The 17,429-nt window shown below is 59.4% G+C and carries 8 protein-coding genes; 2 read left to right on the top strand and 6 right to left on the bottom strand.

Going from position 1 to position 17,429, the window contains the following annotated elements; all coding sequences use genetic code 11:
- Window positions 1–12 precede the first annotated feature (12 nt).
- The gene (gene istA, locus SBC1_RS01435; RefSeq protein WP_165987047.1) at window positions 13–1,560 is read right to left on the bottom strand and encodes an IS21 family transposase; all 1,548 of its coding nucleotides are present in this window, start codon (window positions 1,558–1,560) and stop codon (window positions 13–15) included.
- A 437-nt stretch (window positions 1,561–1,997) separates the two neighbouring features.
- On the opposite strand from istA, the gene SBC1_RS01430 reads away from it, so the two are divergent.
- A complete protein-coding gene (locus tag SBC1_RS01430; RefSeq protein ID WP_165987042.1) occupies window positions 1,998–4,685 on the top strand; it encodes an AAA family ATPase in 2,688 nt (895 codons plus the stop codon).
- A 139-nt stretch (window positions 4,686–4,824) separates the two neighbouring features.
- A complete protein-coding gene (locus SBC1_RS01425) occupies window positions 4,825–6,240 on the top strand; it encodes an SMEK domain-containing protein (protein WP_165987040.1) in 1,416 nt (471 codons plus the stop codon).
- Between the two features lie 105 nt (window positions 6,241–6,345).
- On the opposite strand, the gene SBC1_RS01420 is transcribed toward SBC1_RS01425, so the two are convergent.
- Genes SBC1_RS01420 through SBC1_RS01400 form a run of 5 tightly spaced genes read right to left on the bottom strand, consistent with a single transcriptional unit; the run spans window position 6,346 to window position 17,424 of the window.
- A complete protein-coding gene (locus SBC1_RS01420; RefSeq protein ID WP_165987038.1) occupies window positions 6,346–7,668 on the bottom strand; it encodes a hypothetical protein in 1,323 nt (440 codons plus the stop codon).
- Between the two features lie 15 nt (window positions 7,669–7,683).
- Window positions 7,684–9,726, bottom strand: coding sequence for a DEAD/DEAH box helicase (locus SBC1_RS01415; protein ID WP_165987036.1), 2,043 nt, complete (start codon window positions 9,724–9,726; stop codon window positions 7,684–7,686).
- A complete protein-coding gene (brxD, locus tag SBC1_RS01410) occupies window positions 9,723–11,033 on the bottom strand; it encodes a BREX system ATP-binding protein BrxD (RefSeq protein WP_165987034.1) in 1,311 nt (436 codons plus the stop codon). The genes SBC1_RS01415 and brxD overlap by 4 nt, the downstream gene beginning before the upstream one ends.
- On the bottom strand, window positions 11,030–13,729 hold the full coding sequence (gene pglZ, locus SBC1_RS01405; protein WP_165987032.1) for a BREX-2 system phosphatase PglZ: 2,700 nt from the start codon (window positions 13,727–13,729) through the stop codon (window positions 11,030–11,032). The genes brxD and pglZ overlap by 4 nt, the downstream gene beginning before the upstream one ends.
- Window positions 13,726–17,424 carry a phage resistance protein gene (locus SBC1_RS01400; protein WP_165987030.1) on the bottom strand — a complete coding sequence of 1,233 codons (3,699 nt, stop codon included), beginning with the start codon at window positions 17,422–17,424 and terminating at the stop codon, window positions 13,726–13,728. Before SBC1_RS01400 ends, pglZ begins: the two co-directional genes overlap by 4 nt.
- Between the last annotated feature and the right edge of the window lie 5 nt (window positions 17,425–17,429).

Raw genomic sequence — 17,429 nt, 5'->3', positions numbered from 1 at the left:
TCCCTTTCAGCTTCAGTGATAGTACGAAGGCCCGCGCACATTGGCATGCACAAGCGGCAGGTCGGCCTGCACGGTAGTGGGTTCGGGCTCCCGGTCCAGGCCGTTCTTTAGCGTCGAGTCAATGAACTTGTAGTTCGGCGCTTTCAGATCGATGGCGCGGCGGCAAGCAGCTTCGAGCCGGTCGCGCCCGTAGTCCTTGCCCATGCGCAGCACACCCAGGCAGGTGCGATACGACTGCTGGGGATGCTTGCGGGCACCCAGCAGGTGCTGGATGACGGCTGCCGTATGCGGGCCGATGTCGGCGGCCCAGTTGCGCAGCCGCTCCGGATCCCAGCCCTTGGCAACAGCCAAGTGCTCCGGCGGCATGTGCGCGTCGATCGTGGTGTGGTAACGACGGCGAGCGCTTTTGCCGTGAGCGGCAATGCGTTGGCCGCGATGGAAGATCTCGACGGTGTTGATCGTGTGGCGCACGTCAACCTGTTCGCGCGCGTAGCGATACGGCACCGAGTAATAGTGCTGATTTAGCTCGACGTGATAGTCCGGGCCGATACGCGCGACCTTCCACTCCGCGTACTGATAGGGCTGCTCGGGCAACGGCCTGAGTGCCGGGCGATCGATTTCGTCGAAGACGCTACGGCGTGAGCCAGGCAGCTTCTTGAAGGGCCGGTTGTTCAGATCACTCAGCAACGCGGCGATCGCCCGGTTAGCCTCGCCCAGGCTGAAGAAGCGCTGGTTGCGCAGGCGGGCGAGGACCCATCTCTGCACCAGGAGGACGGACAGCTCCGCTTTCGGCTTGTCCCTCGGTTTTTTACTGCGAGCCGGGATGACGGCCACGGAGTAATGCCTAGCCATTTCCTGGTAGGTTGGATTGATGTCCGGATCGTAAAACCCCGGCTTGTGCACGCCCGATTTTAGATTGTCAGGGACCAGTATCTCGACCAGACCGTTATAGAACGCGAAGGCGCGCACGTGCGAGCCGATCCAGTCTGGCAACTGCTGGGTCCACGTGAGTTCCGCGAAGGTGAAGCCGGACACGCCGAGCGCAGCGACAAACAACTCGGCCTCGCGGATTTCACCGGTGTCCGGGTTGATGATGCCCAGCTTCTTGCCCGAGTAGTCGACGAACAGCTTCTGGCCCGGCACGTGCGTTTGCCGCATCGTGACCGGAAGCCGCTGTGCCCATTCCTGGTAAGCCTTGCAGAACCAACTGTAGCCGCAGCCGTCCGGATGCTGCGCCTTGTATTCCTGCCACAGCAGATCGAGCGTGACGCCTTTCCTGCCGATCTCGCGATGCACCGTCGGCCAGTCCGGCATGCCGCGCGTTGGCTCGCGCCGCGCCGGCGGCGGATACAGCCTTGCCTCGAGCGCCGCGTCGTCTGTCAGCAGTTCCGGTGGCAGCGGCCAGCTCAGCCCTGCCAGCCGCGTGCGGCGCAGGTAATGCCACACCGTCGTCGTCGAGGCACCCACCGCGTCGGCGATTTCCCTCTGATTGCGGTCACACTCGAAATGCAACCGCAGCACTTCCCTGATTTTGCGCATGGTCAACCTGACATTTGCCATTCGGCACTCCCGACAAAACTGTCGATCGTGCCACCGTTGACCCGCGTCGCCGCCACCTCAAATTCCTGTTCGCGATGGCGTGGAAACCCTGTTCTTTTTGCCGTGGAATCGGCATTAACTTTGCCGTGGAATTCGTGTTCTTTTTGCCGTGGAATCCCTGTTCACTTTGGCGTGGAATATTCATACAACCGGTCTTCCGGCAGACAATCATTCACTGAGGACAGGTTTCAATTCTCTCGATGCGCGGCCGGTGGTCGCGCATTTTCTTGTTGTGGTTAGCTTCGCGGCGAGCTTAGGCTGTGACGTCTGCGCTTACCTTTTCGCTCTGGTCGTGCGGACGTTAGTCATCGGACTATCGATGCGGCTTCGTTCTCGATCGGCATATACATATGTTTAACTCCGTGCGCACCGATTGAGAGGTACGTTTTCCTTACCCTTTGCTGTGGCAGAATCGTCATAAGAAAAAACTACAGATCCGGGGGCAAATTTTGATAATTGGTGAAATTGCAGCGTGGGCGAGCGAGCAGCCGGGTTGGATGTCGGACGCGATAGGTCGACTCTTCGCTCACGGAACGCTTGGCGACGAAGACATCGCAGACCTTGCTGCACTACTGAAAACCAAGCACGGCTTCAAAGATCCGCATGGGCGTGTGGCGCAACCGCTCAAGCCAGATTCGCTGCCGGCGGTAGCAAAGGACGAATTGACCGTTAGCCTAACCGCCATTCGTTCGCCAACGAATCTGAACGCCATTGGATCGCCTGATGGAATAAGTTTTGAGCCGTTAGGTTTAACCATCGTCTATGGTTACAACGGCGCCGGGAAGTCGGGATATGCCCGTGCTTTGAAAAAGGCATGTCGCGCCCGAAACACTGAGGGCATCCATCCCAATGTTTTCTCCTCCGGAGGGAAAGCGGGCCCAGCTCAGGCGGAATTTGAGTGGGAGATTAACGGGAAGATGGAGTTCGGTGACTGGGTGGACGACGGGCGGCCGGCGCCGGCTGCTCTATCAAGAATTGCAGTGTTCGATAGTCATTGCGCTCGCGTTTTCGTGGATGATCAGGCGGCGGTTTCGTTTATTCCCTATGGCCTCGACGTCTTACGCGACCTAGCATTAGGACTTCAGCGCGTTCAAAGACTTCTTGAAGATGAGGCTCAGAGAGAAAAATTTGATATGCGAAGACTCGCTACCCTTCAAGGCGACACGGTAGTCGGAAAGCTAATCGCATCACTCAAGCACTCGACCGCGGTGAAAACAGTTGAGGACCAAGCAGGCATCAATGCCGAAGAGGAACTGGAGCGGCAACTACTCGTAAAGCTCCTGCTCGATGAAGACCCGGCAAAGCAAGCGGTCGCACTGCGCCGGTTCGCAGTCCGCCTGCAAACGCTGGAGAACGAGGTCGCTGCTTTGCAGGGGACTCTTTCGGATGGACACTTAGCCAAGCTCGGTCTCGCTTTCGAGCAGCTCATCGCTGCGGAAACAGCCTCGAAGCTTGCTTCGGCATCGCTCGCTGAGGGAGGTGCCGCACTCGCTGGGACGGGCACCGATCCGTGGGAAGTCTTGGTCCGGAGCGCAATCAAATTCGCAGCCGATTCCGCGTATCCGGGACATGAATTTCCAGGCCCCCACTACGATGCGAAGTGTGTGCTATGTCAGCAGTCGCTTTCTGCAGAAGCAAGTGAGCGTCTGAAAGGATTTGTGCAGTTTCTGGAGGCAGATTCACAGAAGCAGTATAGCGATCACCGGCAAGTAGCTGCTGCGTTATATAAGTCTATTGCGGCCACCAATTTCGATGCATTCCCATCTGACGCAGCGCTCCTCGATGAGTTGACGGAAGATGTGCCTGAGCTGGCATCGGCTATACGGACATGGGTTGCCGACCTCGCTATCAGGAAGCAGTCTGTCATCGAAATGGCGCCCAAACGCGTGCTCAGCCCGCTCGTTGCGCTTGCTCCTTCGCCTTTGGCCGCGGTGAAAATTCTCCGGGAAAATAAGATTGAGCAGGCGGTGAAGCTTGAGAAGGCTATTACGCCGGAGGAGCGGAAGTCAAAGTCTGCTCGACTTGCCGATCTTGAAGCCCGTCAGAAACTACAGGAGCTTCTCGACGACGTGCTTGATTGCATAGCTGCGATGAAGCGGGATCACGCCTATAGCGAAACCATCAGAGCATGTGGAACCGCTGGCGTCACAAAAAAGATGAACGAGCTTTACGAGAAGACGGTGACTGCTGAGTTGCAGGCTGGTCTCGCGGAGGAATTCAAGGCGCTCGGACTGCCCGTCGCACTGGTTGGCCTTGAAATGTCCGGGCAACGCGGCGCGCGAATGCAAAAACTTAAGCTCGCCGCGCCGGCGGCTTTTGCGAAGCTCAAACCCTCTGTGGTTCTGAGCGAGGGTGAGCAACGAACAATTGCCTTGGCTTCATTCTTGGCGGAGATAGGTATTGAAGGAGAGAGTTCAGGAATCGTTTTTGACGACCCCGTCTCTTCCCTCGACCACGTCCGCAGAGATCGGATCGCAATACGTCTCGCAAAAGAGGCCAAAGCACGACAGGTTATTGTTTTTACCCACGACCTCGCGTTCGCCTGGTCGTTGCGTGATTTCGCCAAAAAGTACGGCGCGAAGTATTCTGAGCGTCATGTATTTGCTGCAGGCGAAAGCAAAGGTCATAGTAGCAACAGCCTTCCGTTTGAAGCAAAGAAGCTTGACGCGAGGGTTAACGACCTTCGTGCTTTGGGTGCAAAAGCCCGAAGGGCTCTTGAGAAAGATCACGATCACGAGGCTTACAACAGTTTGGTCAGACAGGGGTACCGCCGAATGCGGGACACATGGGAGCTTGTCGTCGAGGACCTTCTGTTTAACGAAGCGGTGAAGCGTTTCCGTCGTTCAGTGGAGACCCAACGTTTGAATTCCGTCCTTGTCGCCGACGAGGATGTTCAGGCCGTATCCCAAGGGATGTCGCGCTGCTCATCTTTCACGCATGAGGGGGGCGCTGAGGCTCCGCCGCCGTTGCCCGAGCCCGACGATTTTGTTGCGGACATCGAGACACTAGGAAAGACGGTTGACCGACTGGCAGCTAGATTGAAAGAGGTAGGCGACCGCCGAAGAAAAGAAGGTCTGAATGCATGAGTTAGCCAGAAGACGCTTGCCATAGAGCCGGGAAGGCGACGGTGACGCGGTGGCCCGTGGAGTTTCCTACAATCAGGCAATGGCGTAGGGACAATTGCCGCGTCAAAATCCGTTGGGTCTGCGAGGTCGAACGTCCTGCTTGATCCTGTTCAGCAATCAAGAATCGAAGCGCTTCGGCGAGGCTTCATTTATCAGCACCTTTACACCGATGAACTCCACGCAAGCTCTTGCCGATCGCCTTGCGATCTATTTGGCCGCTTATAAACATTACATCGAGCTCAAGTCGAAGGCTCGTCTCTTGGATGTCGCAATCTTTGGTGAGCCCTTAGCAAGAGATCTCGCGGAGATCGTCTTCGGCTACAAGGACCTCGTCAATTTGAATTTGGAGACCAGCTTTCCCGCCGTCGACCTCGCTTCGTCGGGGGCGGATTGCGCCATTCAAGTCACGATCTCGTCGCACACGACAAAAATCGTCGAGACGCAGCAGAAGTTCTTTGCGCACGGCTTGGAACGCACCTACTCCAAATTGAAATTCATCATCCTCGGCGACAAGCAAGGCACCTACGATAGCCATCGAATTATCCGCACACAAGGTGCTTTCAGCTTCGATCCTGATCAGGACATTTATGACCTAGGCGATCTGTTCAAGATCCTTGTTGCGGCGGCCGATTCCGCCAAGATTGAGGCTTTTTATAGGAGACTAGAAAGTGAAATTGGATCGTCTATCCGGCCCTATCTGCTGGACGCCGATGTTCCAGGGCAGCACCTACGTAGTCTTTTCTCCGAGCACGACGTGAGGAATACCGATGCAGTGCAGGCACTCAAGCCTTTCGGCATGAGCCGCGCGATCTATTCGAACAGTTTGAGCCTTGCCGAGTTCGCCGACAAGGAATTGATTCGATACGTCGCCGAACAGTTCTGGGTCAGTGGCGAGTGGATTGACGGGTCCTGCGCGCACATCTATAACAACGGACCGGGTGCGGAGATGGGAACCGAATGGCGCCGAAGTCTGAGAGGAGCCTATGAACTCGTCAAGCGGGCCAACGCGAGCGGAGAGAAGCTCAGCATAATCATTCCGGCCGGGCGCAGCCTGCGCGAGCTGGACGCCATCGACGACGTCGTGGACCACAAAAGGCGCAACTACGAGCACTTCTTTCTGGTTGCCTCGAAGGTGAATGACTTCGAGGTCGATTGCTTTCGTTTGGTCATCAGCGATCCGCTGAGCTACCGCAAATGCCGTGACGGCATTTTCCTCCTCTTCATGGCGGCGGAGATTTACGAGATCATGACGCACAAGAAGACGTACATCGATGTCTATGACGTGCCACGGGAACACTTGCTCAGTTGCTGGTTTGGAGATACGTTCATCGTGGACCTCATTCGCTCAGGTCGGCTGATCCGCAACCACAAGGACTTCATCTATAACGACGGAACGGGGGTACTGAAATCAACCCGAGACGTACCGAACCGGCTCGCTCCTTGGCTGCAGGAAAATCTGACCGAATTCACCGCCAAACACTCATCCTCGCACCTAGCTGCCATTGTGTTCCCTTGAGCTAGACACCATATCCGTGTTGCTTAGCTAGGTTTTTTCTAGGACTCTGAGCTGCGGCTTTGTAGTTGGCAAGCGTTTTCAAAGTTGGAATGGAACGCACAATTCTCATCGGTTGCGAGAGTCGGTTTTGGTCCGATCAGTATCGGCTCGATTACTTGAGTGACACTCGCACTCGTTCGGAGCCGAACCATCTGACGCGTGAGTCTGGTGCTCTGGATTGTCCGATTCCAGTGATCCCGCACGGCCGCCGGAATCTACAGGCAATGCTAGCGCCAAGGGATCGAGATGGTCCGCCACAGCCAGCGCCCAGCGCGCCCATGCTTCACGCTCTCCGTCAAACGCCCGACCTTGGACTGCGTGCGGTGATGTGGTAGTCGCAACAACATACGCGCGAATCTGCTGCGCTTGGTGATGTGCGCTGACTTTGGATAGCAAGCTGGAAATTGCGTCTTTTTCGGCCTGCTGACGCGCTTCTTGCTGCTGCCGCTCGGCCTCTTCCCGGGCTGTCCGGGCCCGTTCGATCTTTTCCTCAAAGCTGCGCCTGTCCCATTCGTAGGAGAACTGCCGCGCCTTGCGGTACTGCCGCTCGCCGACCAGTACGATCGCAATACTGATCTCTTGCAGCCGGTTTTCTAGTTTGCCGTCTTCGCCGTCACTCCAGAACAGCCGTTCTTCCCGCTCACCATGCTGCCAGCGAGCGACTTCGACCTCGATCGCCATCGGTTCATTCTTCTTTTCATGAGCGTGGCTTTTGCGGGGTCGCAGGCTTGCCAGCGTCTCCACCTTCAGCTTGACGTGCTGGTCACCGACATGGGCGCTTAGCTCGCGGGCTTCCCGTCCCCGAACCAATCCCTGCACATCGACCCGGGCCAGCAGCAGGAACAGATTGCTCAGAAACGCCAGCCGGCGCTGCTCGAAGTAGCTCTCAAAGCGCGGCTTGTCAAACGCGTATCTGGTTTTGGTCATCGCCTCGCGGCGTTCGTCATCTTCGCGGAGCAGCCGCGCGATCTGCGGGTGTGCGTTGTCGAGGCCACGCGCAAACTTGAATTTAGCGGGCAGTGCATGACGGATCCGCGCCTCGACTGCGTCTAGGGCCTCGTCGTAGACCGGGGGCTCGGGCGGCGGGTCGTCACGTTCCACACCGTCATCGTTGCCATCGGTGTTATCCGGCCGGAACAACCGAGGCTGTCCAGACCCCACCTCCACTCGATCGGAGGCGCCCGGCGCACGCAGCGGTAGCAGAGGGCGTGCAACGCACTTGCCGGCGGTCAGCTTCGCCCAGTAACCACGCGGGGGTAGTGGAATGTCGCCGCGCCGGCACGCCTTCGCAAGACCCACGTCGGAGATAAGAAGCGTTTTTGCTAGCGTTGTGATTGGACCGGTCCAGACTAGCTCGTACAACTGCTTCCTCGTGAATACATAACCCATGACTGGCTCCTGTGACTAATCCTCCACGCTTGGTCGTTCGGCAACGGGTATCGTAAAATTTCGCGCAAGAATAGTCCGGCGAAGTAAGTCGGATGGGACAGCGGAGGCGAATTTGATCGCGTCGGCAAAAGCTTTTTGCTCTTCACCTGTCAGTGGTAAGGCCGCGTCCCGACTGAGACCAAGCTGCAAAGCCGCCACTGGCGCTTGAACACTCAGTGCATCAAACTTGATGCGCGCTCCGCCATTACCAGCAGCCCGGGCATAGGTCCGGTTTATTTTCGTGCCTGCAAACGTCCAAGTGCGCGCCTGTCCTTCCTCAAGCCTTGACATGAAATGCGCATCCGGCGAAATTGCCAGTTCTTCCTCCAAGGCTGCGAACTCGATCTTTGCCCGCTGAGATAAAACCACGGCAGGCGGTGCGCCATTGGCAAGTGCGGCGCGAATGCCTTGGCAAACCATCTGGCTTAAGCTGCGCGCACTGCCCATCCACCGAGCTTTGCCACCCTCTTTCGCGGGCTCCAGCCAGACTGTACGTTTGCCCCAGTCAATTTCATTGACAAGCCAGCTGCGACCGGCCAACAAGAGCAGGCGGGGACGAGCCTCACTTATCAGCACCGTCGGGTCGATATAGCCGACCTCCGCACTGCCGAACCGCCCGGTCAAAAGTTGGGCGCCGCTGAATGAGGCCAGCAAGTCTCGATAATGGCCTCGGCCGAACTCGCGTTCAGTACGCGATCCAATGCGGACAAGGCCCTGCGCACTATCCAGATAAACCTCGTGGATCATGTGATGGACGAGCAATCTGATTCCATCTGGCGGCAGCTCAGGGAAACAATGCGCCAAAAGCGCGATCATTTCATTAACGGGCCATTCGCCTCGTTCTAATGTGGCCACGAGAATCTGCTGCGCAGCGATGTGCCAAGGCTCTTCTGGCGGCCTCGCGGCCTCGACCCACGCCTGAGACCAGCGGTGCGTGATGCCCAGCGCCAACATGAAGGCATCTCGGCTAGTCGTCAAGAACAGGCAATTGCGCCGGCCGCCTGCTCGTCTACCCGTGCGACCCATTCGCTGCAGGAACGACGACACGGTCGAGGGAGAGTCGATCTGAATAACGCGGTCTAAATCACCGACATCGATGCCGAGTTCCAGCGTCGATGTCGCAACAATTACGCAGTCCTTTTCTTCACCGAATGCAGCTTCGGCCTGCTTGCGCTCGGACGCGCTGAGCGACGCATGGCTAACAAAGGTTCGCACCTGCTTCGCTCGCAGCATGCTGCTCAGTTGCTCCGCGCTGCTGCGTGAGTCACAGAACACCAGGCGCTTTTCGCCGCGGTGCAAGCGTGAAATCACCGTCGCGGCGTTTTCAAGCGTGCCCACGTGGTCAATGGTGACATCGGCATCGGTGCTTACCGAGGCGCTACCGACCACACGCCTTTCACCAACGGGTGCGAACCAGTCCAGCAACTCGGCTGGGTTGCTGACGGTCGCGGACAAGCCGACTCGCTGGAGCGGTTGTTCCATGTAGTGCTCTAGCCGATGCAGCACCGAACGCATGTGCCAGCCACGGTCATCAGCGGCGAAGGCGTGCAACTCATCGACAATCACGACACGCAGATTGCCGAACCATTTGGGGCGGTCCACTCTGACGGAAATCAGCATCGCCTCGAGCGATTCCGGCGTTGTCAGCAAGATGTCCGGGGCCTCTTTCAGCGCTTTCTTCTTGCGTGACTGCGACACGTCGCCGTGCCAGACCTCCACCGTGCGACCGACGAGTCCTGCGTAGTGGGTCAGCCGATGCTCAAGGTTGTTCAGTAGGGCCTTGATAGGGCAGATGTAGAGGACACTCGTACCAGGCCAGGACTCCTTCAGCATCCGTGACAGGATGGGGATGGCGGCCGCTTCTGTCTTACCACCGGCTGTCGGTGCTAATAGCAGGCAATGCAAACCGGCTTGTATCGGCGGGATTGCAGCCAACTGCGTGGGGCGCAGCGTGCTCCAGCCCAAGGTGTTTACCACGTGGTACTGGAGGGATGGGTGCAATTGCTCGAATTCGCTCACAGCTCAATGTCATCCACGGAGCTGGCGCTCGCCGCCGCACGCTCGATGGCAGACATCTCAGATTCGGCTAAGGTCAGCGAATAGTGCTGGCGCGGGTCGAAGTCGGCATGCAGGTCCACGCGATCAAGGACATCTGCGACGAGCTTCTTCAGAAACAGGCGCGGCGCCACGCCCACCTTCCCCCCAAGACCACCCGCCACAGCTCGCGCCAAGGCATCCAGGTAGCTATCATCGACAACGGCTCGAAGGCGCTGCTCGTGTTCGCGCGCTTCCGCGTAAATGTCACGCACGCGACGTCCCACTGACAGCAGTGCGCTGTGGTCGAAAGGCGCCAACCGGATCTGAACCGCTCTAGGATTGTCGAATCTGCGGTCCGTACCGAAGTCCACATGCAACCGTTGGGCGAGCGGCGCAAGCCGCTGGACCCCTTGCGGGCCATCAAAAAAAGCAGGGGTTCCGGTGATGATTAGATATAGACCTGGGTAGCGGCCTGCATCGATCTCGTCGATCCATTGCCTCAGCGCATTAAGACCCTTTTCGCGCGTATCGGTGCGCATTCGCTGAAGCGTTTCCACCTCATCAAGTACCATCACAAGCCCGGCAAAGCCGCTGTCCCGCAAGATGGTGAGCAGGCCAACGAGGAAATTGCTTGCGCCAAAGTGATCCAAGTCGCCCTTGATGCCGGCTGCGCGCTTCACGCTGGCCGCCACGTTGGGCTGGCCGGCCAGCCAACTGATAAGGCCGTCGGCTAGCATGCCGTCGTTGTTGGCCAATGCCTGCCGGTAAGTGCGCAGCACTGCCGAGAATGCCGGCGCCGTCTTGCTGATAACGTTGAGTCGCGCTTCCATCAGCGCATCCGTGCGCTGCAGCAAGCCTTGGGCATCCTCCGGGTCCACTTCTAAGTCAGCCAGGACATCTTGCTCCAGGGCGTAGAACCATCCGTCGATCACGCCTCTGAATGCGCCGCTGGCCATGTCAGCAGTGCCGAGGTGTTCCACCAAGCGCCGGTAGACGGTCTCTAGCCGATGAAGCGGCGTCTCGCTTTCGTTGATCTGAACTTCGGTCGCCGCGAAGCCTCGCGAGCGGGCGCGCTCTTGCAGCCAGCGGCCAAAGAACGTCTTGCCGGTGCCGTATTCGCCACGCACTGCCTTGAACCCACCGCGCCCGGAAGCCACCGATTCAAGCTCTTCGGTCAGCGTTGGCCCAAAGGTTTCAATGCCTACGGCCAGGGCATCCAGGCCGCTGCTTGGCACAGTACCGCGGCGTAGCGCGCTGACAATATCCTCTCTGCGTGCATCACTGATCATCGGGCGACTCCTTGACGGGGCAACTTGAATTGCTGCTGCAGCAGGGCAATGTTGAGTTCGACCGAGCCAGCAGTCTCGTCGACGGTGAGTACCACTGCCTGGTCTACGTTCAGCATGCGCCGAACTGCGCTCAACAGCCCGCCGATGCGCACCTCGGCAAGCGAAAGCCGATTCGCCAATGCCGTCCGGGATAGCTTCCCGCCACGTTCGGCGAGCGCCTCTAGCAGCAGTCTCATCTTGTCGTCCGGCAAAGCCACACGTGCTGCCAGTTGCCGTTGCGACGCATAGATCGGGCTGGACAACAACCCGCCGATCCAGTCATAGGCGGCAGCTTCCAGCGTCGCTGGCGGCAGCAAATCGACCAGTGCGAACAGTCCAGGCTGCGCCTCGATCTCCGCCGGCTTCTTTCGTGTAGGTCTCGGCTGCTGCACCGCAGTTGCGGGCTTCCTGGGCTGTAGGATGGGCGGAAGCTCCCACCACTCTGGCTGGTTCGGTGACGCAGGGCTCCAACCCGCAAGGCTGGCCCCCACAGGCACAAACACGCTCAGCGGGACCGTAACCTCTTGCGGCGACAACCCGCCGTGGTAGCCATTCTTGCGACCCGCATAGCGGCTGCTTTCTCCCCACAGGCAGACCACCGCGTGGGAACCGTCGCTGGTGACTACCCGTCCGCCGCTGACAGCAACTTCCTGTGATGACGCGGCGGTCTTGCCCGGACGCCAACGGTCACTCTCACCGCCAGGAACTAGCGTAGTCCCATCCTCCAGCAGGTGGCCGTGATCCGCTGTGATCACCACCACGCGCCTGGCTTCCCGGGCTTCCCGCAACAAGGGTAGTAAGTGCCGAAGGTCTTCCAGAGCCCAGCGCTGGTTAAGTTGGTCGGGACCGCTGAGGTGGTCGTCGACTGCGTTGTAGACCACGCCCACAATGCGCTGGCGCTGATTCGAGATGGCGGCCCGGACTTCTGGAGACAGATTGCCAGCATCAGCGAGGTCTCCCTTGTGAAAGAGCTTCGGTGGCTGTTCAGCTCGACTGTGTGCCAGCAAGGCCGCGTGAGCTGCGAATCCCGGTTTCTCCTGCCCTTGCGTGCCAATCGTCAACCGACCACACAACAAGCTGGCGCGGCTCACCTCGGTGACGGTCGGGACCGCTGCGACGCCAACCAAAGGTTTGCCCAGTGCCGTCGGCACCAGCTCTGTCCAGCCTTGCCCGGCCACCCGCGAGAACAGCTCGCGAAAAATGCTGTTGCTTAAGCCGTCCATCACCAGTAATAGCGTCGGCTGCGCTGCCGCGATCGGTGCCAGCACGCTGTCCAGAACTCGCTCAAGCGGAACGACGCGCCCACTGTCCGTCGACGTATGTGTATTCCATTGCACCAAAGCGTGGGCAAATGGCTTGGCGAACGCGTCGCGTCGCGCGATGACCGCCTTGCGGCATGCAGCATAGGCGTCAGACAGTTCAGTCAGCTCGTCGCCGCCCAAGAGCCTGAACCTGGCCCAGTCGACATAGGCGCCCTGGTCGGCTTGCCATTCGATCGAGTCGGGCAGTGTTTTTCCAGAGGCCATCGGGCTGAGCAGCCAACGCGCCAGGCGTCGCGCCATCTCGACGCGCTCCATGCGCGTCTTCTGGTCGTTCATCTGTGCATGCTTGAGCGCTCGATCGGCCTGAACCTCCACTTGCTGGAGATTCGCCTCACTGGGCTCGACCGCGTGAGCGCTCAACGCCAGAGCGAAGTCCGTCAGGCGCTGATCAAGCGCCGACGGAAGCACATCGCTCAGCTGTGCAAACTCGGAAATGCGAAGATCACGCAACAAGGCATCTGCACGATCCAGCGTGGCCCGACAGGCCTCCAAGCCCAAGCTCCGAACCGATTGTTCCGCTGCGGCAGCCCACGCCCGGCCTTCAGCGACGCCAACGTGCCTGTCGTTGACGAAGCGCTCAAGGCGGATCGCGGCCTGGCCAAGTGCGGCCTGTCCTTCACCATCGGCGGCGAAGATGACGCCACTTACTAGTCCCAAAGGCAGCGCATCGCTTGTGCGGGCCGCTTCAACGCAACCTAGCACCATGGCGCCCGCCACGCCGGCAGTTTCTGCGAGCCAGGAAACGATGTCCGATCGCATCGATACGGGCAAGGGATCCAGCCGCGGATCCGCGTCCGGGGTAATCGACCACCGGAGCAAAGCCACGGCGTCAGGCCGTGCCGACTCGATCCCGAGAAACCGCGTGAGCACCTCTCGCCAAGCCGTCTCCAGATCGAGGAATCCATTGGCTACAGGCTGATAGGCCCCCTGTGACGCACCATCGATCAATGCTTGCGGCATCCACGCAAATCTGCCTAGCCGGGCATCGGTATCCTTGGCCTCGAACATCGATCGAACGATGTCCCATCCTTCCGGCTGGAAAACCCGGGCTCGGGCCAGCCGCGCAGCGATGTCTTCACCAACTTCGTGCGTCGACAAAGGTGTGATGACGACCATACCAAAGGCGACCGAATCCTGAAGCTCGAATTTGCACAGAGCTTCGCGGATGGCCAACGACGACTCGCACCAACGCAGCTGAAATTGCCGGCCATGATGGGAGACAACATCGGGCCAAACTTGCCTCGCCTCCGCGCGAATCGCGATGGCCTGGGCCGTCGGATCGCTCGCCAATACCCGTTCGAGCTGTGCCGTGATCTGCGGCGTTGATAAACTCATAGCTGAGTTCCCTTGCGCAGCAGGCGCCAGCTAAGTGTCAACTCAAGGTCACGTTCGTTGGCCACGCGGGTTTTCAGTTCTTCCAGCGCAGCCACTGCATCCGCGCCGCTCAAGTGCAACTCCTGCTTCTCATCCACCACTTGCTCTTCCAAATTGCCTGATAGCGGTGAGATCGTTACAAATGCCGTTGTGGTTGCCGGCACACCCGGCGTGGGACTGGGGGCAGGTACTGGGGTCGGCGCAGGGGCGGGAGCAGTCAGCAGTTGCATGGCATCGCGCCCCAGTTCATCGAGCCGGCCTTTCAAGGCGATCACGTGCTCGTCGCTGGTCAGCACTTCGGCTAGGCGCTTCGCGATAATCTGCGCTGCCTCAGCCCGATGGTCTTGCAGATTTCGCACCCCATCGAAGAGCTGCCAATTGCCCGAAGTCAGTGCATCAGCACAGGGCTTCGCCTGCCCCAAGGTACGGCCGATCGCGGCCTCTGATGTTTGCAGATCTGCCGTCGCAAGCGATGCAACAATGTCAGCCTCACTAGCTTGGGTCAGCGCGGCTAACAACGCCTGAGCAGACTCAGCGGTTTGTTTGCGAGCTCCCGTGGCGCCGGCTGTGTAGCGGGCCAACCTGTCTCGCAGCTCGACCACCAAGCGCATCACCACATCCCGCTTTTCGCCGGCCTGCTGCTTCACCTCGTCCACCAGCTTACCCACGTTGGCTGCATTGAGCGTCTGGCCCAAGGTCAGGCCGAACAAACTGGACGCTCGCTGCAGCGCGATCTGCCAGTGGTCGGCGTTGGGCAGCGATTGCTCCCGCAACTCCAGCTCATCAGGCAAGCTATCCACCGAGGGCTCGAACGGCCCACCGCGCATCGTAAAGCGACGGTTGGTTGAAGCGGCGAAGGCGAGGATTATCAGGTTCTGCAACTCAAGCGGCAACCCCATAGGCGCTGGAGCGTCGATCCACTGCCGCAGCTTGGCCACGGTGATGGGACCGCCGCCGTCGCGGGCATGGCTTTGCGAGAAGCGCGATTGCCAATGCGGTTCGATCAAAAGGTGCGTCTCGCCCATCTGCCCCAAATGACAGGGGTTCACCACCGCACGCACCAGCTTGCGGAGGCCGGCGTCCTGAACCAGCCCGCGCCGGCCCGGTGCTTCGATGGCTTTCTGCACCTCTGGCCAGATCTTGCGAATAACGTTTGGCTTGATCTCCGTGTCGAATTCGGGATGGGCCGGATATTGGTGGGCGAACAACTGGCCCAGCAGACTGTCAAACGCCGACTTGAAGTCTGCGCCCACCGGTGGCCGCGGCGACAGGGTCGGGTCCAGCGAACGGAACTGCTGGTCTGCCGTTAAAGGATTGGTGACGGCGTCGCGGGGCTCGGTGCTGACACCATAGGCCACTTCCAACTGCGAACGCAGTTTGATGCGTAGCTGCTCAAGCTGGTTACGGGCCAAGGCCTTCGCCTGCACCCGGTCCACGAACGACAGTTGACTGGCATAGGTCTCGAAGCGTTCACCCTGAAGGATATAGTCCAGCACGACCAGGCGACCCAGATCCGCCAATGCCTTGTTGCTCAGGAAGGAAGGAATCCACAACAAGGTCTTGGTGTCCCCTCCCCGATACTCCGTGAGTCGCGCCAAATCGTCGGCCGGGCCAAAGTTCCGATCGTCAAACGGGAAGTCCAGCACCACCGTCCACGTGCCCGACCGACCACGCAGACGCTCATCAGTCATTTCGCGGACGTTCTCATACAGCAGTTCGACTTCACGTCGCGTGCCGCGCCAGTTGAACTCGTAGGTGTTGAACAGGTCACCCGTGTCCGCGATCTCCAGTTCCTTGAACAGCGCTTCACGAATCCGCTTGCGGCGATTGCCCGGATTGTCATTCGCCTCGGCCGCGCGCAGGATCGGCTCGATGTCAACGCCGGTCACCTGCAGCGAGATCACTGGCTGCAAGTCTTCGGTGATCTTGATCTCTCCGATCTCGCTGGCCCAATCGCGACACTTGCGAATAATGTCTGCACCCTCACGTCCCTGAATCGGCGACTTGAACGTACCGTGATTCAGAGCCGCCAATCGAGGGCCGGTCAATGCTTTCAATGCTTCGACTTCCGGCACCAGAGCGCTGAGTAGCAGCGTCTTCAACAGACGGGCATCGTTGCGCAGGTTTTTCGCCGCTGCGGGGTCGGCCTGGCCCAGCTTAATGGCCTCCCAGGTGACGTTGTGCTGCCGTTCCAGCATGGGCAACAGGCGCTGGTTGTACAAACGCTTGGCGTTCTCGAAGTGCAGGCGCATGCCTTCGCTAAAGGGCTCATCGCCCTCGGCGATGGCGTCATACAGGTCGCCCACGGGAATCAGCTGGCCAAGTTCAAGATCTGCTCGACGATCCACCAGCAGTTGCAGCATTAGCTTGAGCGCCGTGCGCTCCCGTTGCAGGGCAGCAGATACGGCAATCAAGGTCTGGACCAAAGCCGGCGAAAACGGGTACACCTTGCGGAACATCTCCCGGTCCGCCGTGGTGGTCAACAGAGTATCCAGCACGTCCTTGCGGATTTTCAGCACGTCGTCGAACGTGCTCTGCAGCGTCTGCCGTGCAGCCTCATCCATCGGGCGCAGCACCCGCTTCTCGGCGATAGCCGGCAGGTTGCGGTCTTCCAGGGTGATGCGGTGGAAGCGTGCCTCCCAGTGCTTTAGCACATCGCTGAACTGCACCTGGACCGAGCCCGCCAGGTTCTCACCCACCAAGTCACGCAGGTCACGCTGTCGTGCGACAAAACTGATCAGCGGGATCGGCCGGTCGGCATTTGTGGCTTCTACCAGCTTGACCAGCTTAGTGCCCTCGCGGCTAACGAAGTTGATGTCGGCGGCATGGCTGGCCAGCCACAGCACCAGCTCATCTAGAAACAGGATGACGGCGTCGTAGCCCAAGGCTTTGGCATGACGGCTCATAATGGCCAAGCCATCGTCGAGCGACACGAACGACTCGCCACTACCTGCCAGGGACCTGTAGGCCGAGAAGAACTGCGTAATCAGGTCGCCCACCAGGCGCGAGCGTTCCTCGCCGTTGGGAGCCTCCAGCATTGCAGCTTCAAAGGCAACGGCGTCCCAACCGCTCTCGAATGCGCCCCAGCCACCGCCTCCGCCGCTACCGTAATCGGCTCCCTCGTTAAGTTTGGCAAAGAAGGAGTCGTCCCCCATGCGGTCGCGTAGTTCGCGAGCATCCTTGAACAAACCTTCCGCCAGGTAGAAGCCTGGCACCGGCGCATCCGGATGCTTCTTGCGGACGAACTCGGCATACTGGCCGAGAATCGCAGATTCCATGTCGCGCGCGCCGATCATGTGGTACGGCACCAGCAAGAACTTGCGCCCGTCGGTCCAACCATGGCGGGCCACTACATCGGCAAGTTCAGGGGTCGCGCGGGCCTGGGCGTTGCCTGCCAGGAGCAGGTTCAGCACAGCCATAAAGTGACTCTTACCGGAACCGAAACTGCCATGCAGGTAGGCAGCCTTGCTGCCACCGGTTTCCACTGCTTGCTGGATGAAGCCCAGCGCGTTCGTAAACGCATCTACCAGTTGCGGCGTGACGACGTAGTCACGCAGGGTTTGCTCGGGCTCGGTCACGCCCTTGGAGAGTTGCAAAACGAAGTCGCCCTGGTGCACGCGCTCAGGGATAGCGATGAGGTCTTTAAGCAGCGTCATTGTTG

Origin of the sequence: Caballeronia sp. SBC1, from assembly GCF_011493005.1 — a bacterium.
Taxonomy (GTDB): Bacteria; Pseudomonadota; Gammaproteobacteria; order Burkholderiales; family Burkholderiaceae; genus Caballeronia.
The sequence above is the reverse complement of the archived record's forward strand: the minus strand, read 5'-3'. Positions and strand labels throughout refer to the sequence as shown.